Source organism: Luteolibacter sp. (assembly GCF_039920825.1).
Taxonomy (GTDB): Bacteria; Verrucomicrobiota; Verrucomicrobiia; order Verrucomicrobiales; family Akkermansiaceae; genus Luteolibacter.
The window spans coordinates 20,178-44,000 of sequence record NZ_JBDSCX010000003.1 but is presented as its reverse complement, the minus strand read 5'-3'; the positions used below and the strand labels follow the sequence as shown (position 1 = coordinate 44,000).

20 protein-coding genes are annotated in these 23,823 nt (G+C 59.4%); 12 read left to right on the top strand and 8 right to left on the bottom strand.

Annotated features, from left to right (window positions below; genetic code table 11):
* The first annotated feature begins 76 nt into the window (after nt 1–76).
* Both ABIQ96_RS00420 and ABIQ96_RS00415 read left to right on the top strand, forming a co-directional pair.
* A complete protein-coding gene (locus ABIQ96_RS00420; protein WP_348212549.1) occupies nt 77–1,828 on the top strand; it encodes a hypothetical protein in 1,752 nt (583 codons plus the stop codon).
* A 272-nt stretch (nt 1,829–2,100) separates the two neighbouring features.
* On the top strand, nt 2,101–4,074 hold the full coding sequence (locus ABIQ96_RS00415; protein WP_348212548.1) for an ankyrin repeat domain-containing protein: 1,974 nt from the start codon (nt 2,101–2,103) through the stop codon (nt 4,072–4,074).
* Nucleotides 4,075–4,140: 66 nt separating this feature from the next.
* Here the strand turns inward: ABIQ96_RS00415 and ABIQ96_RS00410 are convergent, their stop codons facing one another.
* Nucleotides 4,141–4,605 carry a hypothetical protein gene (locus tag ABIQ96_RS00410; RefSeq protein WP_348212547.1) on the bottom strand — a complete coding sequence of 155 codons (465 nt, stop codon included), beginning with the start codon at nt 4,603–4,605 and terminating at the stop codon, nt 4,141–4,143.
* Between the two features lie 152 nt (nt 4,606–4,757).
* On the opposite strand from ABIQ96_RS00410, the gene priA reads away from it, so the two are divergent.
* Nucleotides 4,758–6,977 carry a primosomal protein N' gene (gene priA / locus ABIQ96_RS00405; RefSeq protein WP_348212546.1) on the top strand — a complete coding sequence of 740 codons (2,220 nt, stop codon included), beginning with the start codon at nt 4,758–4,760 and terminating at the stop codon, nt 6,975–6,977.
* Here the strand turns inward: priA and ABIQ96_RS00400 are convergent.
* On the bottom strand, nt 6,974–8,446 hold the full coding sequence (locus ABIQ96_RS00400) for a class I SAM-dependent methyltransferase (RefSeq protein ID WP_348212545.1): 1,473 nt from the start codon (nt 8,444–8,446) through the stop codon (nt 6,974–6,976). The two genes, priA and ABIQ96_RS00400, sit on opposite strands and share 4 nt — an antisense overlap.
* A 105-nt stretch (nt 8,447–8,551) precedes the next feature.
* Nucleotides 8,552–10,045: a C25 family cysteine peptidase gene (locus ABIQ96_RS00395; RefSeq protein WP_348212544.1), complete on the bottom strand. Its 1,494-nt coding sequence runs from the start codon at nt 10,043–10,045 to the stop codon at nt 8,552–8,554.
* Between the two features lie 116 nt (nt 10,046–10,161).
* On the opposite strand from ABIQ96_RS00395, the gene ABIQ96_RS00390 reads away from it, so the two are divergent.
* Together ABIQ96_RS00390 and ABIQ96_RS00385 are read left to right on the top strand one after the other, a co-directional pair.
* Nucleotides 10,162–11,253 carry an alpha/beta hydrolase-fold protein gene (locus ABIQ96_RS00390; protein WP_348212543.1) on the top strand — a complete coding sequence of 364 codons (1,092 nt, stop codon included), beginning with the start codon at nt 10,162–10,164 and terminating at the stop codon, nt 11,251–11,253.
* 127 nt (nt 11,254–11,380) lie between these two features.
* Nucleotides 11,381–12,208, top strand: coding sequence for a ThuA domain-containing protein (locus tag ABIQ96_RS00385; RefSeq protein ID WP_348212542.1), 828 nt, complete (start codon nt 11,381–11,383; stop codon nt 12,206–12,208).
* 4 nt (nt 12,209–12,212) lie between these two features.
* Here the strand turns inward: ABIQ96_RS00385 and ABIQ96_RS00380 are convergent, their stop codons facing one another.
* Nucleotides 12,213–13,592 carry a cytochrome c peroxidase gene (locus ABIQ96_RS00380; RefSeq protein ID WP_348212541.1) on the bottom strand — a complete coding sequence of 460 codons (1,380 nt, stop codon included), beginning with the start codon at nt 13,590–13,592 and terminating at the stop codon, nt 12,213–12,215.
* 256 nt (nt 13,593–13,848) lie between these two features.
* Here ABIQ96_RS00380 and ABIQ96_RS00375 point away from each other — a divergent pair, with 256 nt between their 5' ends.
* From ABIQ96_RS00375 to ABIQ96_RS00365, 3 genes are all read left to right on the top strand, one after another.
* Nucleotides 13,849–14,004, top strand: a complete 156-nt coding sequence (locus ABIQ96_RS00375) for a hypothetical protein (protein WP_348212540.1) — start codon at nt 13,849–13,851, stop codon at nt 14,002–14,004.
* A complete protein-coding gene (locus ABIQ96_RS00370) occupies nt 13,958–14,416 on the top strand; it encodes a hypothetical protein (protein WP_348212539.1) in 459 nt (152 codons plus the stop codon). The genes ABIQ96_RS00375 and ABIQ96_RS00370 overlap by 47 nt, the downstream gene beginning before the upstream one ends.
* A gap of 106 nt (nt 14,417–14,522) precedes the next feature.
* A complete protein-coding gene (locus ABIQ96_RS00365) occupies nt 14,523–15,017 on the top strand; it encodes an SRPBCC domain-containing protein (RefSeq protein WP_348212538.1) in 495 nt (164 codons plus the stop codon).
* A gap of 9 nt (nt 15,018–15,026) precedes the next feature.
* Here ABIQ96_RS00365 and ABIQ96_RS00360 read toward each other — a convergent pair whose 3' ends face one another.
* Nucleotides 15,027–16,511, bottom strand: a complete 1,485-nt coding sequence (locus ABIQ96_RS00360) for an SUMF1/EgtB/PvdO family nonheme iron enzyme (RefSeq protein ID WP_348212537.1) — start codon at nt 16,509–16,511, stop codon at nt 15,027–15,029.
* Nucleotides 16,512–16,536: 25 nt separating this feature from the next.
* Nucleotides 16,537–17,643, bottom strand: coding sequence for a tetratricopeptide repeat protein (locus tag ABIQ96_RS00355; RefSeq protein WP_348212536.1), 1,107 nt, complete (start codon nt 17,641–17,643; stop codon nt 16,537–16,539).
* A 405-nt stretch (nt 17,644–18,048) separates the two neighbouring features.
* Here ABIQ96_RS00355 and ABIQ96_RS00350 point away from each other — a divergent pair, with 405 nt between their 5' ends.
* On the top strand, nt 18,049–18,990 hold the full coding sequence (locus ABIQ96_RS00350) for a hypothetical protein (RefSeq protein WP_348212535.1): 942 nt from the start codon (nt 18,049–18,051) through the stop codon (nt 18,988–18,990).
* Nucleotides 18,991–19,051: 61 nt separating this feature from the next.
* Nucleotides 19,052–19,426, top strand: coding sequence for a (2Fe-2S) ferredoxin domain-containing protein (locus ABIQ96_RS00345; protein WP_348212534.1), 375 nt, complete (start codon nt 19,052–19,054; stop codon nt 19,424–19,426).
* Between the two features lie 123 nt (nt 19,427–19,549).
* Here ABIQ96_RS00345 and ABIQ96_RS00340 read toward each other — a convergent pair whose 3' ends face one another.
* Nucleotides 19,550–21,238 (bottom strand): hypothetical protein, encoded by a 1,689-nt coding sequence (locus tag ABIQ96_RS00340; RefSeq protein ID WP_348212533.1) that lies wholly within the window; start codon nt 21,236–21,238, stop codon nt 19,550–19,552.
* 19 nt (nt 21,239–21,257) lie between these two features.
* Entirely contained in the window at nt 21,258–21,968 is a 711-nt protein-coding gene (locus tag ABIQ96_RS00335; protein ID WP_348212532.1) for a DUF2306 domain-containing protein, read from the bottom strand.
* A gap of 61 nt (nt 21,969–22,029) precedes the next feature.
* On the opposite strand from ABIQ96_RS00335, the gene ABIQ96_RS00330 reads away from it, so the two are divergent.
* Complete coding sequence (locus ABIQ96_RS00330; protein ID WP_348212531.1) at nt 22,030–22,758, top strand: YARHG domain-containing protein; 729 nt, start codon at nt 22,030–22,032, stop codon at nt 22,756–22,758.
* Nucleotides 22,759–22,773: 15 nt separating this feature from the next.
* On the top strand, nt 22,774–23,823 hold the full coding sequence (locus ABIQ96_RS00325) for a methyltransferase (protein ID WP_348212530.1): 1,050 nt from the start codon (nt 22,774–22,776) through the stop codon (nt 23,821–23,823).

Genomic DNA, 23,823 nt, shown 5'->3' with positions numbered 1-23,823 from the left:
GCAATCTTCGCTTGTGGGTCGGCGTATCGGTTGCTTTACATTACTTAAAGTGTTTCAACGAAAATTCCATTTGCTGATGATCGCATGGCTGCTGGCAGGAACCGCAGTTCCGTTGATTGCCGGAAATTTCGCGCAGCCCGCGGAAGGACCAGTGGCTTTCCGCCGCGACCGGGTACCGCTGGACGTCGATACGATGGCAAAATTGTCGGCACAGCTCACGAATCTTGCTGACGGAATGGCCGGTGGAACCGCGCGGGAACGTCGCGGGGCAGCCCAAATGCTCGCCCTATCGATCGCCCTCGATCCTGCGAATACGAAAGCCCGGGCCTTGCTCGATTCATTTGAAAAGGAGAAGCACCATGCCGACGCCGATACGGAAAAAACCGCGAACAGCCGCGCGCGAATCTGGCAATCCATCGGCTGGCTGGAATCGCCCGAAGCCGGGCCCGACGGGCTGGCCCTCGCGGCTTGTCTGAAGGACGTCGTGGTGATTTCCGATCCGCAGGATCCCCGCTCGAAGGATATTCTCGAAAAAGGCGAGGGCGGCGCATGGACAGATTGGATCCCGGCGACCGCCGCATATGAAGAGGTGACGCTGGCCACCAAATCTCCTGACGATGAAGGTCCCAAGGTGCCGATCGCGAAGCCCGGAATTCTCCTGAACAATGCCACCGTCATGACTCCGCTCTGGAGACAGACGGACAAATCCGAAAACGCGAAGTGGGCTCTGACACTGGCACCGCTACACATGACGGCAGAGTCGGCGCCCGAGGGAAATGCCGCCAAAGCGCCGTTTTCCATCGTGATGGGGAAACCGGCGGAAGGAAGCCAGCTCACACCGCTAACAGGTCCCGTTCTCCGCGTGCTTCTCCAACAGCACGGCAAGCTTCCTGTGGGATGCACCGTCCACATTGACAGCCCCGAACTGGAAGCGTCGCTCGTATCCAAGAAAAAACAATCCATCAGCGCCGCCACCGCGGTGCTGGCCAGCGCGGCGATTTCCGGACGCGAACCGGACGCCACCATCATCGGCTCGGTCGATGCGACGGGCGCCTTCAAGCTGCCAACCGGATTCTGGGAGCAGCTCAGGGCGGTGGGCAACGGCACCGGCACTGGCAAACGCCTGATCCTGCCAGCGGAGGCAGCCACCTATCTGCCATCCATGCTGGCGATGGAGAACCCGCGGTTTTTCATGGATCACGAAGTCCTGCTGGCTGCGAATTTCCAACAGCTCCTTGAGCTATCCGCCAAGTCGCGGGACGATGCCTTCGGGAAAATTTCGGCCCAGTTCCAGGAAATCCGCGAAAAGGCGGGCACCCAGCCGCTGGGACAATACGTGGCTAACAGCTTTATCCGCCGCCGGCTCGCCGAGATCGGTCAGGCGGCACCTTTCCACTACTCCGCGAGAATGCTGGCCATTCAGGGTGCCGGAAACCGGCCGATCTTCGTCATTCGGCCGGTACTGGTGAGCGAACTCCGGCGGGCCATCGAGCCAATGGAATGGCTCGTCAAGCATGGCCACACTCCTTTCTTGCCGGCGGAAGTGGAGGCCATCGGCACCAGTTTCGAAGCCTGCCGCAGCGAGATCGAACACCTGCTCCGCTATACCGACAAGGGGGACCGTGCACTGGTCGATCAAGTGCAGGACATGGTAACTCTGCTGCGGCCCTTGGACCGAGCCGCGAAGGCCCGCCCGGATCCCTACAGCACCGGTAGTATCAGCGCCGCACAGGAAGCAGCTTACTCTGCATTGCTGCAATCCCATGCGGCGGTGATCAGCGCACTCGCTGATCCCACGGAAGAAACGGAGTCCTTGAAGGAACGTTAGATCGTCCGTCCGCTCCGCGACCAACGGCGACACACGCTCGCCGCCGATTTTTGTGCGGCAGCCTGATCGTCTGCTTCGGCCATCCGGCTTAAGACGGATTCATCTTCTGGGGATATTCTGTGAGGGCAGCCACTGGATCCCCGAAGCGGCTCTGTGGCGGAAAAGCTGGAACCCACCGGTTCCGGTGACGATTCCGTGAGAACGCTTTCAGCGAACTTGCATTTCAAGAATGGCTAAGTAGTCTGCCGGGCACTGTGAATCCCGCGCTGAGGTTGAAACTCTACAAGGCCTGCCCGATCCTGCTCGTCGCAGGGTTGCTGGTCTCCTGCGATACTCCTCAGAAACGCGGCCTCCGCGAGTTGTCCAAACGCGGGATCGAGCCGTCCGGACAAGCATTGCTGCAAGCGGTTTCCGAACACGACACGCAGCGCGCAGGCTGGCTGATCGATGTCGGCGTTCACACCGAACAGTGCGACGCCAATGGTAAAACGCCCATGCGCATCGCGCTGGAAAACCACGACATCAGCTCGGTTTTCAAACTCCTCGATGCCAAGGCGAACGTGAACGCCTCCACGGCCGACCACGTCAGCGTTCTTGGCATCGCCGTCGAACTCGGTGAAACCGCCATCGTTGAGAAGCTGCTAACAGCCGGTGCCCGCACCGACGGCCTGATGCCGGACGGCGAGAAAATCCTGCCCTGGGCCATCCGCGAAGGCCGCCTGACTTTCGTCCGAGCCATGATGAAATCCGGTGCCGATCCCCATCTCAAGGACCGCATCGGAAATCCCCTTCTGCACGTCGCCATGGAAGTGAAGCGCCGCGATCTCGTGGACGCGCTCATCGAACTCGGTGCCGACCCGGGTGCCACGAATGCCGCAGGGGAAACAACAATCCAGATGGCTTTCCGCAACGGTTGGCTCGATGCCGTTCCCAAGCTCGCCGCCGCCGGAGCCGATCCGAATGCGGCTGGAGTGGATGGATTCACTTTGTTAGACCGGGCGATTTCCTCGGGAAACACCGGCCAGGTCGCGCTGCTTTTGAAAGTCGGCGCTGATCCGAACCACCGTTACTCGACGGGAAATTCCCCCACCCCGCTCGAACGGGCGTTCCGTGAAAGCTCTCCGGAAATGTTCCAGGTCTTCCTCGACCACGGTGCGAAACCGCCCGGCGGAGTCTGGGACGAATGGCTTTGGAAGGCTTTTGAAAACCGGAATCACGAAACAGCCGGCATCCTGTTAGCGCACGGTGCGAGGGCGACGAGTCGCAATGCTGAAGCGCTTGGTGTGGTTGAAGCAGCCGCGCTCGCCGGCGACGCCACTCTTGTGAAAATGCTAACCGATTACGGCCATCCGGTCGGCAACGCCCTCTATCACTCAGCGGCCCGCGGTGATCTGGAAATGGTCAGCCTGCTCGTCGCCTGCGGGGCACCGGTGAACGTCACCCGCATCCCGTCGCTCGACACGCCACTCGCCGCCGCGATCCGCCGGAAGCAGGACAAGGTCGCCGCGTTTCTCCTGGAGAACGGCGCTGATATGGACCTTCGGTTGCCGGAAGGCCAGACACCGCTGCACCTCGCCATCGCCACCGGTTGCCATCTCACGGTGAAAGCTCTGCTCGATGCCGGAATCGATCCTAACACGCCATTCGAGCTCCCGGTGTCGAACTCTTTCCTTAAATCCGTCCGCCCCGGCGTCCTGCGCTGGGTCTTGAAATACGACCGCAACGTCACGCCGCTCATGCTGGCCGCGGACGCCGGAGTGATCCAATCCGCCCGTTACCTGATGAGAGCCGGCGCGAAAAGCGAGGTCCGCACCCGTGCCACCGATATCTGGCCGATCAATTTCGCTTCCCGCCGCAACGACGTCAAAATGATGCGTCTGTTCCTCGGCCGCGATCCCCTGCATGAGGAGCGCCGCATCGAGATCCGCCTGTCGGAACAACGCGCCCACGTATTCGACTCGGTCGGTAACGAAATTTTCACCACCAAGGTTTCCACCGGCAAAAAGGGCCACGATACACCCACCGGCGAATACGTCATCACCAACAAATACCCCGCTTGGAAATCCACGCTCTATCATGCGAGCATGCCGTATTTCCAACGCCTCAGTTGCGGCGACTTTGGCCTCCATCAGGGCAACGTCCCCGACTACCCCGCATCGCACGGCTGCATCCGCGTGCCGGAGGGAAATGCGCAGAAACTCTTCACCATGACCCAATCAGGCGACCGGGTGAATATCATTCCTTAAGGCACCCGTGAGCTGAACTTGACCGGACGGACCCGTTGGATCCGACCGGTCAAGCCAGTTGCAATCTCACCATCCGATCAGCCGGGTCACCGCGGTTTGCAACGCGGTTTCCAAAATGGCGGCTTCACCGTGGCTGAGGGGGAGAGTGATTTTCCGCAGGGCTTTGTCCGCGGAGTTTTGACGGGAAATCGTCAACAGATAGGGAGCGCGCTCCGGGTCATCCTGGCGTGTCAGCTCGAAGGCACTGTTCGCCTTTTCCGACTGATGAAAGAGCTTCGCCTGCGGCACGCGGCCTTGAAGCACTGCGATGACAGTACCGAGATCGGACAGGCCCCATTTCATGGTGATCTTGTTTTCCCAGTCGAATTGCTTTTCACCGGATTGGTTGGTTGCATCGACAAAGAGCGAGGCCTTCGCCTTGTTCAGGCCGAACCGAACCACACCACCGGTACCGCGGGAGTTCGGTTTGTAGATCGCGTATTCGACGGCACGTTCGGTGGTCGGGGAGGAATCGAGGACGGTGTCTTTCATGGGATCGAGTGGCTAATTTCGTGTGCAAATTGACACAGGGATCCAGATCGCGGCAAGGAAAAAGTGTTCACAAGAACATTTTCATGCGAACAATTCATCAGATCAAGAATTGAATCTTGGCCAGCCCGGTTCCGGCGGGCAGGCTCCGGGCAGTGAACGCCCGTGTCCTGATCGACGGCCCCTCGGAGCTCGTCTTCGACTATGCCATTCCGGCAGGACTCAACGTGCGTCCGGGCTGCCGCGTGCGTATTCCGCTGCGGCGGAAATCGGCGACCGGCACCGTGCTCTCCACCGGCGAGCCGGAGCAGGCGGATTTCGCCCTGCGCGAGCTGGAATCGCTCATCGACCCGGAGCCACTCATCACGCCGGTGCTGCTGCGCACCGCGGAATGGATCGCTCACTACTACGGCTCCAGTATCGAGTCGGTCATTCGTTCGGTTCTGCCCGAAGGCGTGCGATCGGAGGAAAACTCCGCGAAGACCCGCCGGGTGGCCGTACTGGATGCAGCGCCGGATCCCGAGACGCTCGCGAAATTGGAAAAACGCGCGCCGCGCCAGTTTGCCATCCTCTCGCTGTTAGCCCATGCTCCCGATCTGCGGATGGCCGTCGCCGACCTCGGCGATGGCAATGCCGCCGCTTTGAAATCGATGGAGAAGGCCGGCCTGCTCCGACTCGAGGCCGAGGAAGTCCGCCGCGATCCGGACGCCGACAACGTCGATGAAATCCTCGAGTCCAAGCCGCTCGAACTCAACCCGGGTCAAGCCGCCGCGCTCGAAGTGGTTCTCGCCGCGGTCGCCAACCCGAAAGAATCAAAACCCATCCTGCTGCTCGGCGTCACAGGCTCCGGGAAAACCGAAGTTTATCTGCAAGCCGCCCAACACGCGCTCGATCTCGGAAAAACCGTGCTCGTCCTCGTTCCGGAAATTTCCCTAACACCACAAACCGTCCGCCGGTTCAAGTCCCGCTTCGCCGCGATGCAGGACCACGTTGCCGTGCTCCACTCCAATCTCTCTCAAGGCGAGCGTTTCGATGAATGGCATCGCATCCGAAAGGGAATCGCCCGCATCGTCATCGGTGCGCGCTCCGCCGTTTTCGCACCGCTGCCCGACCTCGGGTTGATCCTCGTCGATGAGGAACACGAGAACACCTACAAGCAGGAAAACGTCCCGCGCTACCATGGCCGCGATGTTGCCGTTTTGCGGGCCGCTTTCGAGCCTTGCGCGATTGTATTAGGCTCTGCCACTCCATCGTTGGAATCGTGGAACAACACGCTCACGGACAAATACGATCTTCTCCGGCTCGACCAGCGCGCCGACGGCGCCTCCATGCCTTTGGTTAGAGTCGTGGACATGCGGCTGGAACAAACCAAACACAAGGGCGGTCCCGCGATTCTCTCCGACAAGCTCCGTACCGCTCTCGAACAACGGCTGGAAAAAGGCGAGCAAGCCATCCTCTTTCTCAACCGCCGCGGCTTCGCCCGTTCGCTGCAATGCACCGCCTGCGGCCATGTCTGCCAGTGTCCGCATTGTGCCGTCGCTCTCACCTATCACCGCACCGACGAACGGCTGGTCTGCCACGTTTGCGGCTATCAATCCATCGTCCCGCGCAAGTGTCCCGAGTGCCGCGATCCCAACATCCTCCTGCAAGGCTACGGCACGCAGAAGGTCGAGGAGGTAATGGCAAAGGTGTTTCCAAAAGCGAAATTCGCCCGCATCGATGCGGATGCCATGCGCCGGAAAAACGCGCTGCGGGATACGCTATCAGCATTCAAGGCGCACAAGATCGACATCCTGATCGGCACGCAGATGATCGCCAAGGGATTGCATTTCCCCAACGTCACGCTCGTTGGGATTTTGAATGCCGACCTCGGCCTGCATGTCCCCGATTTCCGCGCCGGCGAGCGCACGTTCCAGCTCGTCACCCAGGTGGCCGGTCGCGCGGGTCGTGGCGATCTCGAGGGCGAAGTCATCGTCCAAACGTTCACCCCTCATTCGCCATCGATCCAGTTCGCCCGCAAACATGACTTCGACGGTTTCTCCGAACAGGAAATGGAGTTCCGCCGCCAGTTCTCCTTCCCGCCCTACGCACACTGCGCCGTGCTAACAAGCCGCTCCACCCACGAGCGTCGCGCCGAGTTCACCCTGCAAACCCTGCATCTCCGCCTCGCGGAAAATATTCCTAACGGCATCACCCTCGGCGAGGTCCTGCCCTCGCCGCTGATCCGCTCCCACGGCCAATTTCGGTTCCAGATCACCTTGCGCTCCCACCGTGCCCGGCCGCTGACAAACCACGTTCAAGCCATCCTTGCAAAAACCAGCCTGCCTGAAGATGTCACCGTGGTCTTCGACATGGACGCGTTGAATTTCTCCTAACAACCGGCAAACATTCCCCGTGCGGCGAGATGACGGAGCCATGCAAGGAAATCAAGATCCGGCAGCATCGTCTTCGCCAAAGCCGCCAATTCATCCGCCGAGCGCGAACCGTCCATCGCGGCGGCGATTTTTCTCCGTGAATCATCGAGTTCGCTGAATGAATGATAAGTATCCACCACCGCCCTGCCTCTTCTAGCAGACAGCAGGCGCAGCGGGCCGAGATTGGGAAATGCGGGTGGTGCCGCATCAAACCGCACCGGTTCGGTTCGCAGTAAAACGAGCCCCCGGCGGGCCGAGTCGATCACCAACCGCACGAGCAATGGCACGCTTCCGGAGACATCGAACGAATTCTCCGCCATGTTCGCGATCACTTCGTGAACCGGCACCGATTCGGGCCGGGTCTTCGATAAAGCGGAGAAAAACGCCACCTCCGCCGGATGGACGAATCGGGCAAGCTCCTCACCCGCATTCCCCAGCAAACGCGCGCCATCCGAGGTTAATTCGAAAGCGTGCGGAGTCCTGATGGAGAAATCGAGGATGTCGGCCGTCGCGACCCGGCTCTGAACCGGCGCATCCGCGCGGCACAGCAGCGAGCTGCGAAACGTGCGGTTCGTCAGCACGTCGATGGTCTGTTGGAGCGCGGAAGGATCACCTGCCATTGGCTTGAGAATTTCCGCAGCTTCGCGAGCCAGCGAGGCTGGAAAGTCTTCGGCAAGCCGGGACTCGCCCAGATACCGCAAACCGGACCGGCCCGCGTGATCCGTGAAATCTAGGAAGTTACTAGGCGTATTGATCGGCGCGAAATCATCGAACACGTGCGCGTTGTCGCCCTTTCCGAACATGTCGTGCAACACCGATGTTAGATACCGGGCATAAGGGGTGTGATTTCCCGCCGCCGTGGCGAAAAGCCCCAGAATCGCTTCGGGCTCTTGTCCGATCTGTTTGGCAATGGGCCGCCGAATCAGCGTTTCCGTCAGATCGGCAATCGTCTTTCGCAGCGACCACCCGGGAAGAGTGTTGTAACTGATCAGCGCCACTCCGTTGCTGGAAAGTTTCGCGCCGCAGAAATCCAGCAACGCCTGCCTCACCTCATCCGGCACCCAGGAATAAACGCCGTGGGCGATGATGAAATCGTAGCTCACCGCGTCGCCCGGATCGAAATCCCGCAGATCGGCATGAATGAACTCCACGTTCGTCAACCCTGCAAGACCCGCGATTTCGCGGGCCTCTTCGATCGCCGTTTCTGAAAAATCAATCCCGGTAAAACGGCTGCCCGGCCACCTTGCGGCCAGTGGCAGCAGGTTTTGCCCCGAGGCGCATCCAATGTCCAGAATCCGGGCCCGCGATGGCGGCGTGACGTCCAGCCCCGCCAACTTTGCCGCGACCGCCGTGGACGCCGGATCGGTCGACGGATGACTGACGGCCGGGTACGCGCGAGCTTGATAGAGGGCATGAACCGGATCGGGCATGAGGAGAGGAAACACCAAACCACGATGACGAAACGAGAAAATTTCCGATGCCGCACGGTTCCTCATTTCACTTCGGAACCCAATCAAGCGGACGGGGCCGACTTTCTATTTAATCTGCAGCACTCCACCGGCCGCCGACGGTTTGGTGGTTTCCACGCGCAGCGTCCATGGCTTCGCGGGAAGTGGTGAAGGCAAATCCATGCTCGCGGAAAACGTGGTTCCGGTTGCGGTGACGTCCGAAGCTGCGATACCGATTTCCATGACTGTTAGAGCCGGTTCGTTGTCCTTTCCCGGCAGCGCACGACGCACCGCGGAAGGATGGCGTTCCAGAGTGACATGGACTCCTGCCCCGGCGAGTCCGGCAGGCAGCGTGCCAGTGACAACGAATGGCTGGCCTTGGACAGGAGCTGGTGGCGGATTGATTTGAATCACCGATGGCGGAGGAAGCAGTGGCATCGCCGGATCACCGAGGAGCATCCACGATTCCAAATGCTCCAGACGTTGTTGGTCGAGCGGGATCTTGCCATCAGTACCATCGGCTCTGTCCAATATCGCAAACGTTGCGGCATTGATTTTCCCCCTCGCCAGCCCCTGCTGCACGCCGAGCCACAGTGTTCCCAAGCGGACGGGCGCGGGATTTCCGGCCAGCCGGTCGATGAGTCCTGAAGCGGCGAGATAGCCCATCGCCGACCATGTTTCACCAGTGCTGCCGATCACCGCGGGTGGTCCTCCCGGCGAGCGCATCGCGGCGAAACCAAAGGATTCTAACCGGTGAGTAAGTTCGCAACTGTGGCAACCGCAGGTGAAGAACAGCCCGGGCCGGGGGCCTTCCGCTGGCAAGGCGTACCAAGCTGCGTCTGATAGAAGAAGGGTGTTTTTGGAAACCGCGCCGTTCACCGCGCTGTGGCCCATGTAGGCGAGGAAGGTGGCACGTGTGGTCATCATCCGTGCCGACGTGGCTGTTAGACTTTCTGGGGAAACCTGCCAGGGGCTGCCGTCGATATGGGCAGCACCATCAAATCGCCAGGCGGGCGCCAGTTGTCCGACGAGGCGCAGGGTCAGCGAGTTGATCACGCTGTTTGCCATCGCATCCAGCGCGGGTGGTGCGCCGTGATGGCCGACCACCAGCTCGGCCCGGGGAAATGTTTTCCTGTGTGCCTCATCGGCTGGCCAGGCTAGGATCTTGCGCACCATCACGCCCGCCTCGCCCGGATTTCTCGCGGGAAGCCGGCCGACCTCAATGTTGCCTTTTTTCCCACCGGCGGACCATGGCAGGTCGGTCATCTTGTCCTTCATCCGCAGGTGGATTCCGGTGCCGGGAGGAACCCGATTTGCTCCTGCTTCGGGGAAAAAATCACCCGCCAGCAGCACACAGCAAGGACCGCCGTCCGCGGCAAGGGCGGCAATGGATTGCATGGCAGCCGCGGGATTTTCTTCAGCGATAATGACGGTCACCTGCCACCCCTCCGCCTGGTGCCGCTCGACCAAAGGCTTGATCGCGTCCTGCAATGCCGGAGCCACCACGGCGATCCAATTTCCACCCGCAAGGCACGGGGACAGGGTTGCGAAAAGAACAACGGCGACGGCACGCAAACGCATGACTAACTGTTGACAGCAGTCTGCCCGTGACAAGCCTTATCCCTGCTCCTCCGAACTTGTCCGCCAAAACCGGGAAATTGACTGGAAAACCCGGAGAATTGGATTTGTGTAGGCGCATGTTTTCAAGGTTTCTGCCCGCGCTGATTTCAGTCCTCATGCTGACGGCGGCGCAAGGGGCCGAGCCACCGGAATCGCCGCAGATCCTGAAAGACAACCGGGTGACCTTCCGCTTCGAGGATCCGACGGCCGAAACCGTGATGCTCAAGGGAATCCGCCGCACGTTGGTGGAAATGAAGCGAAACAAGAAGGGCATCTGGTCGGTCACGGTGGGCCCGATGGATCCCGGGATCTATGACTACAGTTTCATGGTCGATGGCGACCAGGTGATCGACCCTTCGAACGCGGCGGTGAAACCGGAAGTAAACCCCGACACCAGCACCCTGGAAATCACCACCAACACGCCTCTTTTCTATCAGTGGCGGGATGTCCCCCATGGAACGATTCATTTGCACGAATACTATTCCCAGTCCCTGAAGCGCCTGCGCCACGTCCGGGTTTACACGCCGCCCGGCTATGATCAGGAAACCGAGCGCCACTATCCGGTTCTCTATCTGTTCCATGGCACCGGTGACACCGAAGCCACGTGGACGGAATTCGGCCACGCCCATTTGATCATGGACAATCTGATCGCCGATGGAAAAGCGCTGCCGATGCTGATCGTCATGCCGGACGGGCACGCCGACCTGCAGGAGGAGGAGGGCGATCATAAGGCGAACTTCGTCAAGTTCGAGGCGGACGTGCTCGGCTCGGTGGTGCCGTTGGTGGATTCAAGTTATCGAACGATCGCCACTTCCGCCGGCCGCGCGATCAACGGTCTCTCGATGGGCGGCATGCAGTCCTTGGAAATTGGAATCAATCACCCGGATATGTTCGCATGGATCGGCGGGATGAGCGCCTACGTCCCCGATCCCACTGATCTGATTTCGAAGGGACTTGGTAACAAACAACTGAACGACGAAATCAAACTGCTGTGGATTTCCATCGGCAAAGACGACTTTCTGCTCAAGGACGCGGAGAAATTTCACGCGCTTCTCGAAAAGCACGGCATCCGTTCGCAATGGACGCTGACCGAAGGCACCCACGAATGGTCGGTCTGGCGCAGCTACCTCAGGGATTTCGCTCCATTGTTGTTTCGCGCAAAGGACTGAAATTCACCCAAATGGGAGGGTCCGGTGGCGAAAGAACCCCGCCCGCCCTCCGGTAATCCCTGCCGTCTGTTTTCCTTGTGCCACCCGCACCGGAGACCTTGAATCCCACCAACCTAAAACCAATCTCATGAAATCGACCTTCAAACTGCTCGTCCCCGCCATCGCCGCCGCGATGACCCTTTCCGCCTCCGCCGCACCGGCCGCGAAACCACTCAAAGCCCTGCTGGTCATCGGCGGATGCTGCCACGACTACGGCGTGCAGAAGGGCATTCTCGAAGCGGGCATCGAGGCGCGCACCAACATTCAGGTCGATGTCTGTTATTCGGACGACAAGAGCACCAAGGCGACCTTCACCTGTTATGAAAAGGAAAACTGGGCGGAAGGCTACGACGTGATCATCCACGACGAGTGCTCGGCCGACATCAAGGATCCCGCCGTCGTCAACCGCATCCTCGACGCGCACCGCAAGGGCGTGCCCGGCGTGAATCTCCATTGCGCCATGCATTGCTACCGGACCTCGCCGGATTTCGGAAAACCTCTCGCCGATGGTGCCGAGGGCGCGATGTGGTTCGACTATCTCGGTCTTCAGTCGAGCGGCCACGGATCGCAATTGCCGATCGCGGTCAGCTATACCGATTCGGGAAGCCCGATCACGAAGGGTTTCGAAAATTGGACCACCATCAAGGAAGAGCTTTATAACAACATCCGCGTCCACGACAGCGCCAAGGCTCTTGCCAAGGGCAAACAGGGTGACTCGGAAACCGTCATCGTCTGGACCAATGAATACGGTGACAAGAAGACCCGCGTTTTTTCAACCACCCTCGGCCATAACAACGAAACGGTTTCCGACACGCGTTATCTCGATCTCGTGACCCGCGGCCTGCTTTGGACCTGCAACAAGCTCGACAAGGACGGCAAGCCCGCCGCCGGATACGAGCCTGCCGCAGCGAAGTGAGCCTCTACTGGCCGTAGTTGAAAGGATCTTGGAATTTCGGATCGGTCGTCACGGCCGTGTCCGTCAGGGTCTTGAGGAAATCGACGAGCGCGGCCTTCTGTCCTGCGGTTAGATTCAACCGGAGCGGCACCGCGGGCGGCGGTGGCTGGCCGGGGCCGGGTGGCGGGCCGGCCCGCAACGGAACGGAGAGGTTCGGATGGGCGACGACTCCGGAGTTATAGAATTCCACCACCTGCTCCAGCGTCGCGAACCGTCCGTCGTGCATGTAAGGTGCGGTGAGCGCGATATTGCGCAGCGACGGCACCTTGAACAATCCCTCGTCCTGCGGCAGTCCTGTTAGCTCGCCGATTCCCTTGTCGATATAGGGATTTTCAAGGCCGTTGTTGTTGACGACATTGCCCGGGACGAAGTTGTCGCTGCCATGGCAGGCATTGCAGGTGGCGTTTCCAACCTGGCCGTTGAAAATTTGGCGGCCGAGGTTTTCCTGCGAGGTGAAGTTGCTGAAATTCACCGGCACGCCCTGATCAAACTTCGTCTGATAGGAAACGATCGAGCGCACGAACTGGGCGAGCGCCAGCGAGATGCGGTTCGATGTGACCGCCGTCGTTCCGAAAGCCCGCTGGAAGAGATCCGCATAGAACGGCTCGGCTGCAAGGCGGGTGTTGAGCGCCGTCAAGGTCATGCCCATTTCCACACTGTTCTGGATCGGCTGAAGCACTTGGTCTTCAAGTGTGTTCGCCCGCTCGTCCCAGAAGAAATGGCCGCGAACATAATAGCGGGCGCTGGTCAGGCCCATCGAGTTTCGCGAAGTCAGTCCGCCCGCGAAACCCGGACTGAACGGACGAGGGTCGGAAAATCCATGTTCGGCCTGATGGCATGACGAGCAGGAAACGGTTTGGTTGAAGGACAACCGCTTGTCATAGAAAAGCACGCGGCCCAGCTCGGCTCCGGGATCGGTCGTCGGGTTGGTGGCCGGCGTGTTGTTCTGCCCGGCGATCTGCCCGTTCAGCAGGTGCGGAGGAAGTGGGATGACGGAATAGTTCGCCGGAGTCGCCGCGAGCTTCACCGCGGTCAGCAGCGTGCTGGTAAGGTTCTGCACGTTGGCATCGTAGCCCGCGCGATAGTAGGTATTTCCCGAACCTGCGGCCCATTGATAGATGAAGCGGCCGTTGTGCACCTTGGTTGTGGTGACCAGCGTCCAATCGCGGAGGTTGGCGGACTGCTCCATCCGCCACGCGTGGTTTCCGGGGTCGGACAGCTCCATGCGGAAGCCCGCGCCGCCGGGGCTGATCGCGAGGGAGGACGAAGTGGGCAACTGGGCATTTGAAATGGCGGCAAGACCCACAGAGCCCGCAACAATGGCGAATGTCGTTGATCGCTTCATGCCACGATTCAAACACCCGCCACTCCGCCCAAGGCAATCAACTTTACCCAAGCTTAACACAGCACCCCGGATTTTACCGATTCCTAACACGAATGTTGCCGGCAGCCGCCGGAGAACCGGGAGATTTGCGGCTGAAGAGCGGCCAATACCGCCTTGCATCCATGTCCGGTCGCGATACCATGCTGGCGTGTCAAATGTCGCCAGCACCCCGTCCAAAAGCGAGTGGACTGCCGTCAGGTGTTCCAGCTTGGACGACATGCGGACACAGAACATCCTGTTCTGGCAGGCCCAAGGCGGCGCGGTGATCCGCCAGGCGGCATGGGAGCTGGTGCTTGAATATTGGCAGGCGAACAAACTCGACCCCGATGAACTCCGATTTTCGCGATCTGTTACGTCTGTTCGCCGCGCATGAAGTGCGGTATCTGATCGTGGGTGGATATGCCGCGATGCATTATTCCCAACCGAGATTCACCAAGGACATTGATCTCTGGCTCGAAGCCACTGAGCAAAATTCCCGCCAGGTCATGAAGGTTTTTCAAGAATTCGGAATGCCACTGATTGATGTGACGCCTGCGGATTTCGCCAACGAAGGACTGCAGTACATGGTGGGCCGTTCTCCCGTGCTCTTCGATTTCCTAACATCACTTCCCGGTCTTGTTTTCGCCGATTGCTGGGAAACGAAAAGCACTGAGGAAGAAGAAGGGTTCCCGATTTTCTTCCTGGGTTGCGATGCCCTGATCGTGGCCAAAACCTTGGCGGGTCGGCCCCAAGATCTTCACGACATGTCGGAGATCGCACGGGCAAAGAAGAAGAATCCCTCTTAAAGAGCAAGGAGTTCCGGTAGCGCATATCACCGGATTTCACCGATTCCTAACACGAATGTTGCCGGCAGCTTGCGGGCCGTGTAGTAGTCGGACTCCTCCAACCGTCATGTTGCGCTACCTCCTCCCCATCCAACTGATCGCCGCGACCACGTTTGCAGCCGAACCCGCGATGAAACCTGAATTCAATTACACCCTCTTCATCGCCAAGCCGGCTCAGGACGTTTGGAACGCCCTGACTCGAAAGGAAATGATCGACCGCTACTACATGGCTCCGCTTGCCACGCTTGAGTTGAAAAAGGGCGGCAAAATCGCCTACGGCACAAAGGACTCCGAGCTGATCTCGGGAATCATCACCGAAATCGACGAGCCGAAGAAACTATCCCATACCTTCCACTTCGCGGGCTCCGAAGATCCGGACACCACGGTCACCTACGAGATCAAAGCCATTGGCGACGCCATGTGTTCCCTCCGCATCACGCATTCCGGCTTCGCTATAGAAAACCAGACTTACGCCGACATCTCCGGCGGTTGGCCGGGAATCGCGTCGTCGTTGAAGACCGTGTTGGAAACGGGCAAACCGTTGCCGTGGCCGAAGAAGTGAGCTGTCTCATCACTCCGCATCGAACACCACTCGGAAGCCGAGGTCGGAGCGGCGGAGGGTGCGGTCATCGATCCATTCGCGGGAGAGGGCGTTGCTGCCCGGTTTCAGATAGGAGCCGCCGATGATGACCGAATGTTTGCCACCTAACGGGTTGGCGGGATTGGCGGCGGGTTTGGCGGTCCACTCGCTCACGGAGCCGGCCATGCCGATGAGACCGGACGGCGTGCGATCGGCAGTGGGAGCGGTGACGGATGCCCACGTGGAAGGCTCGATGGCGGACGGGGTCTTCACACCGGCACTGAGCGCGGCGAACCATTCCTCCTGCGTTGGCAAGCGGGCTTTTTTCCACTCGGCGTAGGTGGCGGCGTCCCACCAGTCGACACCGACGACCGGCGAGTCGGGAGAAACTGCTAGATCATGCCAGGTGCCGTTGGATTTCGCAGCGGCGTAAAGGGCGGCCCAGTCATCGGGAAGGTGCGAGGTTTTTTCGGCGGGCTGACCGGGGAGGTCGAAGGTCTTCTCGTTGTTGTTCTTCGCAAGGATCGTGAGTGTTTCGAGAAACTCGGCGTACTGGCCAATGGTGATTTCGTTAGCAGAAATGCGGAACGCGGGAAGAGGTTCTTCCAACCCATCCGGCGTGGGATGATTTCCCGCGGCGATCATCACCGGCGGTGGCAGGCTGGCACGGGGAGGAGCTGCGGGCTCGGGTGGCCGCAGACTAAAGGCCATGAAAACGATGGCAACGAGAACCCCTAAGGTAACCAACACCATGGTGGTGACGGGCTTTTTCCGTACGATTGAAACTGACTCGGTAGGCGTCAGTTTGGAAAGCGAATCGGCGAGCTGATGCTCGATCTGCATGCAGAAATCGCGGATTTGGCCCCAGGCGATCGGAGCGTCGAGGCCCTCGCCCCGCATCCAACCGAGCAAGGTCATCAAGCGGGTGGCACCGGGTTGGCCGCTGGCGATCAAGGGGACGAGGGCATTTCCCAAATAGATGACATCACTGGCCGACTGTTCTTCGGAACGGACTCCGGCGACCGCCAGATTTTTCATTCGGATGACGCCGTGCTCGTCGAGATGGACGACATCCAGCCCCACCGGCGAGGTCGCGTGGCCGAGCGTTTCGTGTTGGAGTTCTGCCTCGGAAACCCGGCGCAGGATATGTGCCAACCGGGCAGGGAGAAACGTCTCGCCGGCATATGCCCGCTCCTCAAGGGTGGCTCCGGCGAGGAGCTCGTGGGCGTAAAAACAAAGTCCCGGCTCCGCGACGGCTTCATACACCGAGCCGATCAACGGATGATCGACCGAGGCCTTCATCCGCACATCTGCTAGAAAAGCATCGCGTTGATTCTCATCGAGAAGTTCATCGACGAGGACCAGGCGCGAAACGGAAACCTGCTCCGCCAGCCAGGTCCGGGAAACGGAATCTTCTGCGAGAAGTTGCTTGAGGCGGTATTCACCCAGTTGGCGTTCGGCGGAGGCGGGATTCATGGATGAGGAACAGCGTCAGGGAAAATCACTTGATCGGAAGCGGTGGCAGAAGCGGCAGGTTCGGATCAAATTCGTTAGGCAAGGCGTCCTGGAATTCCGGCAGTTGCGGATTCGCCGCGGGTGCCTGGGGAATTTTCGCCGCGAGTGACGGCGGCCACGCCTGCACGTCAAGCACCTCGCCCTTGTAGAGCAGCGAAACGACCTGGCCGTAGTAGGTGCGTTCGCCGAAAAGATGTTCCGTTTGCTGGTCCTGCGGCGGAATGGTGTAGGTGATTCGCAGGGTTTCCTCGCCATTGGCCCAGTCGAACGGCAGCGACATCCACTGGTAAACCACCCAGGATTCCTCCTGCGGTTCCAACTGGACGATCTCGCCCTTGGACGTGCGGTTGAAAAAGTAGGGCACGACTTTCAGTTCGCCGGTATCGATTTCCTCACCCGGCGCCTTCTGCAACGGGATCGTCAAGATGACCTTCTCACCGTCCACCTTGTCAGGATTCTGGAACACGCGGATCCTGGCAAGCGAGACCTTCCCGTGATCGTCGGGCTGCGTGAAGCCTTCCTTCAGTTTCCCCGCCGCAAGTTCATAAAGCGAGCCAGCATCCGAACCCATCTGATAGACCTTTTCAAAATGGGCGGCGGCCGTGTCGAAAACGCCCATCAGCTCGTGGACAAGGCCGAGTTCGTAATGCACGTTCGGGTCATCCGGCGATTGGTTGAGCGCCTCTTCCAGTTTCATGATCGCCAGTCCCATGTCACCGGCGACGCGGGCTTTTTTGGCCTCGGTGACGAGCCGCTCGGTGCGCGGATCGGCGATTTTCGGTGTCGAGACGGGCGTCGGCGCAGGCAGGAGTTGCGTCTCCGCCGGGGCCATCACCGCGGTCGGCCGATAAGTGAGGGACGGGGTCGCACGTGCCGGCTCAGGCTCGGGTTGGGCCGCGGGAACCCGCACGACGTATGGTTTATTAACCACCTTGATGACCTCTTTCACCACTTGCGACTCCTCGAAACGCGTGGCCAGCGCCATTCCTGCAATCAACAACTGGGAAAAGGCGATCAGCCCCAGTGCCCAGCAGGAAATTGCGAAAACCGGCGGTTGCCTGCCCATCAGCACGCTTGGCTTCTCGGATACCATGGGCGAAAGATGCGGTGCGGGCTCCAAGTTGTCAATCCGGGTGGAAAAACCCCGAACTGCCCGCAAAATGTGGTTCTCCTACCACAATCCGCGCGGGATGTTACATGTATTCCATCAACGACTTCACGACCACCCCGACGCCCTCGGCATCGGGAAAATCGAGCGCCCCATTTTCCTCCGCGCGTCCCCAACCCAATCGGCCTTTCGCCAGCTCCAACTATTCTTTCCCCGCTTCTCCCGACCATGAAACATCTTACTCTTTGCGTCATCCTCGCGGCAGGTGCATGTCTTTCATCCTGCGACAAAGCTGAGCGTAAGACGGCCACACCAGACCGCAGCCGGCCCGGAAAGTCGGAACGTGCCTCGGAACAATTGTCCCGAGAACGTCTGCTTGCCGAAAAAAGCATGCGCGAAATGAAGGAGGCCGCCATCGCGGAAAACCAACCGCCTTCCGCAGCCGCGCTGGAGGAAATATTTCAATCCGCAAGCCAGATCATCCAGGAAAAGAAGCTCACGCCCGAATCCGAAGGTGCGGAAAAACTGGAGAACAACCTGACACAGATGCTGCGGAATGGAGATGCCCGGATCTACGATCTCATTTCCCAGCTTCCTCCCGGCTACTATTCCGAGAGCATCGTCCAAAATGCCTTCATGCGGGCTCAATTCTCCGACCTGAAAAGCATCTTCGACGCCGCCGCCTCCATTCAAGAAAAAGACCTTCATCGTGCGGCGATCAGCGGAGCGGTCGGGACTTTGATGATGGGGAGTCAGGCGGGAGCTCCTCTCAATGTAACCCGCGACGACATCGGGCAACTGCGCGCGGCAGGTCTCGATTCGCAGCATCTGACCTCCATGATCGTGCAAGGCGTCCTGGCAGGAAATCTCGAAACGTCGGACATTGTTGCGGAGGTCGACAGTTCAAGCAATGAGATGCTTAACACGGCATTTACCCGATTGCCCGCGGCGAAGGCGAAGGAGATTTTCATCGAGGCACTGAAACAAAAAAAGCCTGTCGATCTCGCATCAGCCGGATACCTCGCCAATTCCCTGTTCCATGAAAATCCAGCCGAAGCGGTTTCGTGGTTCTCGCAGTTTCCCGCGGAAACAGCGGTGCGGGGAACAAGCAACGTGGTGAGGGAATGGATGGCCGCCGACCCCCGCGCCGCGAGTTCGTTCGTCGGTGGGATGCCTGCCGGGCAGCCGAAGGACGCAGCGGTCGCTCTCATCGTCTCGGATTGTCTATTGAACGGCGATCAGCAGTCCGCCAGCGAATGGGCCGAGCGCATCTCCGACGATAAACTCAAGGAAAAGACCCAGGTCCAGGTCCGCAACTGGAAACAGCGATAGGTCGGCAACTCCCGGGAATCCACCGCGACAACCCGGCGATCCTCCGCTAGCATCCACCCGCATGAACGACCTCTCCACCACTGCCGCCGCCCTCGGCATCGGGAAAATCGAACGCCACATTTTCCTCTGTGCGGACCAGACCGAGCCAAAGTGCTGCACCAAGGAAGCCGGGCTGGAGTCGTGGGAATTCCTGAAAAAACGACTGAAGGAACTCGGCCTCGCCAACAGCAAAAACCCGACCATTTACCGCACCAAGGCGAATTGTCTCCGCGTCTGCCTGCACGGTCCCGTCGCCGTCGTTTATCCGGAAGGCGTCTGGTATCACTCGTGCACCCCGGCGGTGTTAGAGCGGATCATCCAGGAGCATTTGATCGGCGGAACGGTGGTTGTGGAATTCGCCTTCGCGGAAAATCCGCTAAATGTCGCGGTTGAATAAGCTCCTCCAAAACCGCCGGTCTGTCCAAAAAACGGCCCGCTTTCATTACCGGGAGCGAAGCTGAAGCCATGAAGCCTGAAGATGGCTAACAATTTTCATCCCCTGGTCTGAAGAGGTTTCTTATCACCTCAGCCTTTCCAGTAAGGCGGCAAAATCCGCAGGTGGATCGAACACCAGCTTATTGCCATCGCCCCGAAATGGCAATCGGGTGAATTTACCGTCATGATACCAATACATGTCCGGGGAGATCGAGCCCGGCCCTTCTTTATACAAACCACCCAGCATCGGAACCAGCGCTTCCATCGCGTCGACCACGGCGCGCGTTTCGATCGGATAGACGATCAGACCATGACGATGCGGAACGCCGATCAAACTGCCGTGGGTTCCGACAAAACCGGAATGCCGCTCCAATATCAGGGCACGCGATGCGGCGTAGAAACCGTCGCTGGCAACCAGCTTGATGACGATCCCGGGTACCAATTCGAAATCGCCGATCTCGATACCGGCATCGCGTTGCAGCCATTGCAAACCCAGTTCGAACAGTTCGGCCTCGGTTTTTCCCCAACCGGCAATCATCGAGCGATTGACCATTCTCAATCCATCCGCCAGATCGAGCACCAATACTGATAGAGTGCCTTCCAGATCCACCCGCATGACCGGCGGATCATTTCTCATTCCGTAGGCACAATCGTCCGGATACAACTTCACCGCCAGAGATGGCGAGGCGGCGGCAAAGTCCTTCGGACTCATCTCAATACCGCCGGATGCCGCCAAGAGCCGCGCCAGTTTGGAGAAATGGTCCGAAACCAAACCCGGCCACAGAGTCACCTCGCCGCTTTGATGGCAAATCTGTGCGAGGTTTTGCAAACCTTGCTCGATTTGCATGCCTTCCACCCGGACCACGCCTTCATGAATGGTGACCTGCAAGCCACGCCGGGCATAGTCGGCACGCACGATGTCGATGAATCGCTGATAGTTCCCAGGCTTGAAAAAACCGGCCCATTCAGGACTGGATGCCTGCGAAGAATCGGCCTGCTCCGCCAGCAAGCGGCGCATTTCCTTCATCACGGTTTCCTCCATATGGGGAAATCGTTCTTTCGTCAGGCTTTGCAACTCTTCCCGGGAAATGCCTCCAATGGAACGGCGATACCTGGCCTTCAACACCTTTTGACGCCCTTCCCGCATGGCGATATCGTTCAGGTCGGAAACATTGACCACACTTGCTCCGGCATGCGAGTTCTCGTATTCGGCGACCCTGCGCCGATGCTCTTCCAACAGGTCGCGCGGCGGCGTGTCCTGTGGCATTTGCAATGCGTGAATTTGGGGTGGCCGACCAAACGGATTTTTGCCCAGGCTATTGTCCGTCGACACGAATTCGCCATTGGAAAACTCGGTTTCAAACGCGATGGTCCCATATCGTGGAACGATGCTGTTTCCCGACAATCTGCCCAACCACTTCATGACGACACCCGGTGGCTTGGGATGCAAGTTGAAGGCAACTACTGTGAAGGCGTCCTCGGCGGATAACATGAAACGCAACAAGACAGGCTTGCCGGATGAGCGGGTGTGCGACAGTGACTCGACATCAATGATCTGCCTGAGTCCGCAAGCTTGCAGTTCTGTGCTGACCCGCTGGTAAAACGCCAGATCACTCTGTTTGAAGTATCCGACATCCCTCAATGTATATTCACTGTCTATCGGAGACGTCATCCGAAACACGCTGGCAGCAAGGCTTTTTGCCGCAGATTCGTAGACTGCGACTTGGGCGGCATCTGCCTTTGGAGTGCCGGAATTGAATGGCGGCGGATTCATCGTAGTTAGATGAGCGATTTCAGCGGCCAATGGAAGAAGATTCCGGCGGCTTTTGAAGCAGTGGACCCCGATCCGCCCTTCCTTGTTTACGGCGCCGGATGAGCCACTCCGCGATGAGAAGATTCGGGACAAATCCCAACCACGCGACGACCCGATAGACATCCATCGGGCGCGGCTCGAAAGCGAGCACGATGAGATATTTCCAGACCCGCAGCGTGATGGCGGATAGAGTGAGCGCGTAGCTGCGGATCATCCACTCGCGGTGAACCTGCCATTTGCGTTGCAGGACGGTGCGCCAGCCCATTGCCGTCGAGCCTAACCAAAGCAGCGCCAGCGTGGTGAAAGCGATCCGAGACGTGATCCCACCGTTCGCATAGAACGCCATGATCAGACTCGCCGGACCGGTGATGAAACAAACGGTGATCACATACACCCGACCCATCGTCCGATGGACTCGCGGCCATTTCTTCAAAATCCACGGCGCAAACTGTGTGAAGCCCGCCAGCAACGGCAGCATGCTGGTGAACACATGCACCCAAAACGCGGCCTCCCAATGGACGATGCCGAGGTATTGCTGCTTGATCTGGAGAAACCCCGCATCACGCCGGACCGGCCAGTAACCGAGCGTGATCCGGGCCATCAGGACGGTGAAAAATGCCAGAGCGAGCCACAGGAACACGCCGGCGGTCCTGCGGAGGGCCGGAGATTTCCTTGGAGGATTTTCGAGCATTGGCTTGCAAGGACAGTCGGTCCTGTGGGTATTTGTTTCAGATTCCCCACTTTTTCCCACCATGAAACTCACACTGCATCTGCTCGCCGCCATGGCGCTTGTTTCCGCAGGAATCCTGCACCTCCAAGCCGCCGAAGAAAAACCGGACTCCGGACAGGAGGACGTGAACACCCCGGATACCGACGCCAAGGTGATGCTCGGCACCTACGTCGGCGCGTTTGGCGAACGGAAAATCACCATCGGTCTGGACAGAGTCATCGGCAACACCGTCACCGGTTATAGCATTGTCGCAGGAAACGAACGGGCGTTCAGCGGCTCGTGGACGAAGGTGGAACACGGCTACTCCGTGATTGCGAAGGAACCGGGCGACCACCCGGCCGATGGCGTCTTCACCTTTGTTTACATGGCGAAAACCAAATCGCTGCTCGGCGTGTGGCAGGCCAATGACAAGCAGATCGGCGCGCGGAACTTCGATCTTCCCCAGCGGAAATTCAAATACGACCCGAAAGCCGGCCAATATCCCGAAGCGTCCGCCCGGCTGCTGAAGGAGGAGGACGTGGAAAACATGAAGTCCGAACCGCTGCGGTTCATGCGCAACGAAATCTACGCGCGCCATGGCTACAGTTTCAAACTCGCCGACATGCGCGAGCATTTCGACAAGCTCGACTGGTACATGCCCGTCGCCGTGGACATCGCCTCGAAGCTCACGAAAATCGAAAAAGAGAACGCGGCGCTCATCAAACGTTACGAAAAATACTCCGCCGAGCACTACGATGACTTCGGACGTTAGAAACCGCGGAGCCTGGTGAATCCCGCGTTGGAAACATTGATGCTCGCCTTCACGGCGGAGGATGGGATCGCAGTGCCGGAGCGTGCGCTGTTCCTCGGCGCCGAGCCGCATCCGGCGTTGAAGGCATGGCCAAACGTCATCGGCTGGCAGCCGCTCAAGCCGCGTGCGACGGCTTGGGAAAACGCGGGCTTCACGCGGGTTGACGAAGTGCCGAATGAAAAACTTCCGTTAGTGATGGTGCTGCCCGGCAAGTCGCGGGACGAGGCGTTGTTTTGGTTCTCGATAGCCCGCGACCGCACGCAGCCCGGCGGTCGTATCGTGGCGGCGATGCCTAACACCGCCGGCGCGGGGCGTTTCGAAAAGGAACTTTCCCAAGCGGCGGGCAACATCGTCTCGATCCAGAAGCACAAGTGCCGCGCGTTCCACTGCGTCGTGGACGAACGCGCGGACGAGGCAGTTTTCGACGCATGGCGCGATCTGGGGCAGCCACGTCAAATCTCGGGCTTCACCGTGGAAGCGGGGATTTTCAGCAGCGATCACATCGATCCCGGCTCACAGCTTCTCGCCGATCACCTGCCCGCCCACCTTCACGGAAACGTCGCCGACCTCGGCGCGGGCTGGGGATTTCTATCAGACGCCGTGTTGAAGCGCTGCCCGAATATCGAACGCTTGGATTTGTTCGAAGCGGACGCGCGCGCCCTCGCCTGCGCCCGCAAGAACCTGAGTCACCATCAACATGAAGTGACCAAGCTCAGTTCGCCGACCTGTTATGCGGAAGACGAACCACGAATCCATTTCCACTGGCACGACGTCACCACCGGCCTGCCGGAGGTTTACGACGCGATCGTCATGAACCCGCCATTTCATACCGGCCAGGCAACCGACGTCGATCTCGGCCGCGCGTTTCTCAAAACCGCATCGGCTTCCCTGAAACGCGGGGGAAAATTGCTGCTGGTCGCCAACCGCCAACTCCCCTACGAAGCCGCCCTCGAAGCCAGCGGCCTCGCCTGGCGGAAAATCACCGAAGACAGGATCTACAAAATCCTTGCCGCCGAAAAACGCTGA

What these genes read in the sequence shown, in the direction of transcription:
- ABIQ96_RS00420 (WP_348212549.1), top strand. Translation starts at nt 77, where the DNA reads ATGATCGCATGGCTGCTGGCAGGAACCGCAGTTCCGTTGATTGCCGGA.
- ABIQ96_RS00410 (WP_348212547.1), bottom strand. Translation starts at nt 4,605, where the DNA reads ATGAAAGACACCGTCCTCGATTCCTCCCCGACCACCGAACGTGCCGTC.
- ABIQ96_RS00400 (WP_348212545.1), bottom strand. Translation starts at nt 8,446, where the DNA reads ATGCCCGATCCGGTTCATGCCCTCTATCAAGCTCGCGCGTACCCGGCC.
- ABIQ96_RS00395 (WP_348212544.1), bottom strand. Translation starts at nt 10,045, where the DNA reads ATGCGTTTGCGTGCCGTCGCCGTTGTTCTTTTCGCAACCCTGTCCCCG.
- ABIQ96_RS00390 (WP_348212543.1), top strand. Translation starts at nt 10,162, where the DNA reads ATGTTTTCAAGGTTTCTGCCCGCGCTGATTTCAGTCCTCATGCTGACG.
- ABIQ96_RS00385 (WP_348212542.1), top strand. Translation starts at nt 11,381, where the DNA reads ATGAAATCGACCTTCAAACTGCTCGTCCCCGCCATCGCCGCCGCGATG.
- ABIQ96_RS00380 (WP_348212541.1), bottom strand. Translation starts at nt 13,592, where the DNA reads ATGAAGCGATCAACGACATTCGCCATTGTTGCGGGCTCTGTGGGTCTT.
- ABIQ96_RS00375 (WP_348212540.1), top strand. Translation starts at nt 13,849, where the DNA reads ATGCGGACACAGAACATCCTGTTCTGGCAGGCCCAAGGCGGCGCGGTG.
- ABIQ96_RS00370 (WP_348212539.1), top strand. Translation starts at nt 13,958, where the DNA reads ATGAACTCCGATTTTCGCGATCTGTTACGTCTGTTCGCCGCGCATGAA.
- ABIQ96_RS00365 (WP_348212538.1), top strand. Translation starts at nt 14,523, where the DNA reads ATGTTGCGCTACCTCCTCCCCATCCAACTGATCGCCGCGACCACGTTT.
- ABIQ96_RS00360 (WP_348212537.1), bottom strand. Translation starts at nt 16,511, where the DNA reads ATGAATCCCGCCTCCGCCGAACGCCAACTGGGTGAATACCGCCTCAAG.
- ABIQ96_RS00355 (WP_348212536.1), bottom strand. Translation starts at nt 17,643, where the DNA reads ATGGTATCCGAGAAGCCAAGCGTGCTGATGGGCAGGCAACCGCCGGTT.
- ABIQ96_RS00350 (WP_348212535.1), top strand. Translation starts at nt 18,049, where the DNA reads ATGCGCGAAATGAAGGAGGCCGCCATCGCGGAAAACCAACCGCCTTCC.
- ABIQ96_RS00345 (WP_348212534.1), top strand. Translation starts at nt 19,052, where the DNA reads ATGAACGACCTCTCCACCACTGCCGCCGCCCTCGGCATCGGGAAAATC.
- ABIQ96_RS00340 (WP_348212533.1), bottom strand. Translation starts at nt 21,238, where the DNA reads ATGAATCCGCCGCCATTCAATTCCGGCACTCCAAAGGCAGATGCCGCC.
- ABIQ96_RS00335 (WP_348212532.1), bottom strand. Translation starts at nt 21,968, where the DNA reads ATGCTCGAAAATCCTCCAAGGAAATCTCCGGCCCTCCGCAGGACCGCC.
- ABIQ96_RS00330 (WP_348212531.1), top strand. Translation starts at nt 22,030, where the DNA reads ATGAAACTCACACTGCATCTGCTCGCCGCCATGGCGCTTGTTTCCGCA.